Here is a 1483-nt window from a genome sequence, read left to right on the forward strand (position 1 = left end):
GATTTTAAACCATCCTAATCTTCCTTCAGTCTTGTCTTATGGTACTTTGGCTGCTTAAAAACTGTCCGGAGTATTGTTTGAACAAAGTTTCATTCATTATTTTTGCCCCAAGATAAGCTGGCCCCGCTCCTAATACCGCAGGAGCAGCAGCCATGCCACCACCAACCACACCACCTGCTGCGGCTAGGCCTGAAGTAATTCCTGCTCCTGAAGTTGCTGCAACACTCAACCCTGTAGCAGCACTAGCAGCCGCGCCTAGCGCAGCGCCAGATTCTACAACCGCTTTGGCTGTTTTGACTGTATTTCCATCAATGCCCGTAGTTTTTTCTACAACATTTTCTACAACTTCTTCACCTGCTTTACTGGCAAAATTTTCCCAATTCATAAATTAATTTATCCTTTTAATACTTGTTCCATTATCCTTAAGAAATTAAAGGTTCGTCTAGCCCAATAATGTTCTATTTTGCAGCCAATTATCCCTCGCTTTCACTCTAACTTTAATCTAATTTTGTACGAAAATGTACGAAAATGTACGAAAATGTTGGCATTTGTGAGCTACAATACACAAAACTCTCGCATCTCCCTGCCAGATGAATTTTAAAGAAATGTTAAATGTCGCCGATCGCATAGTCTTCGAGAAAACGGGTCAGCACCTTGACGATTTACAAGCAGCGGTACTGCTGGGAACTCTACAACGCGAGACATACAAAGAAATAGCAAAAGATTTTAACTGTTCTGAAAGTCGCATCAGGGAAATCGGAGCGGAATTATGGCAGATACTTTCAGAACAGTTAGGAGAAGATGTTAATAAAACAAATTTTCGATCGGCAATGGAGAGGTTGCAAATCTCGATTGTTTCGCATTTTGCACAAGACTGTGTGCAAATAAGTTGCGTTAATTATTGTGGAGAAGCTAGACACACGCCAAGTATCCCAAACTCACACCCACCAAATCAGGAAACAGCTAACCCAAAACAGACCAAAACTCTACATCAAGATTTAAGCGAAATGCCGGAGTTGGGTGATTTCTACGATCGCACTCCCGAACTCCAAACCCTCACAACCTGGATTCTACAACAACACTGCCGCCTCATCACCCTCACCGGCATCAGCGGTATCGGCAAAACCACCCTAGCAGTACAACTCGTACAACAAATTAAAGACGAGTTTGAGTACGCAGTTTGGTACACTCTAGAGGAATTCCCCACCCTAGAAAAATTTCAATCTAACCTAATACAGCTTTTTTCCCATTCCGAAAAAGAAGATTCACCCCCAACAAACCAAAAACCCTTACCGCTGATTAAGTATTTACAAAACCATCGCTGTTTAATCGTCTTAGATGACGTTCACAACCTTTTCTGTAGCGGCGAATTGGCAGGAAAATATAAACCAGAATCCGAAGGATATCGGGTCTTCTGGGTTTGAGGTGATAATAAAAACTAATTAGAAAAGCCAGCTAATAGTCGAGCTCGAAAATTGTCGAA

The 1483-nt window shown here is 41.9% G+C and carries 1 protein-coding gene and 1 pseudogene; one reads left to right on the forward strand and one right to left on the reverse strand.

The genetic code is table 11. The features are described 5' to 3' along the window. Nucleotides 1-25: 25 nt before the first annotated feature. Nucleotides 26-385: a hypothetical protein gene (locus QUA54_RS34180; RefSeq protein ID WP_333419466.1), complete on the reverse strand. Its 360-nt coding sequence runs from the start codon at nucleotides 383-385 to the stop codon at nucleotides 26-28. Nucleotides 386-590: 205 nt separating this feature from the next. Here QUA54_RS34180 and QUA54_RS34185 point away from each other — a divergent pair. Further along, nucleotides 591-1409, forward strand: a pseudogene (locus QUA54_RS34185) (NB-ARC domain-containing protein); the annotation flags it as partial. Nucleotides 1410-1483 lie beyond the last annotated feature (74 nt).

This window comes from Microcoleus sp. MOSTC5 (assembly GCF_036701825.1).
Classification (GTDB): Bacteria; Cyanobacteriota; Cyanobacteriia; order Cyanobacteriales; family Microcoleaceae; genus Microcoleus; species Microcoleus asticus.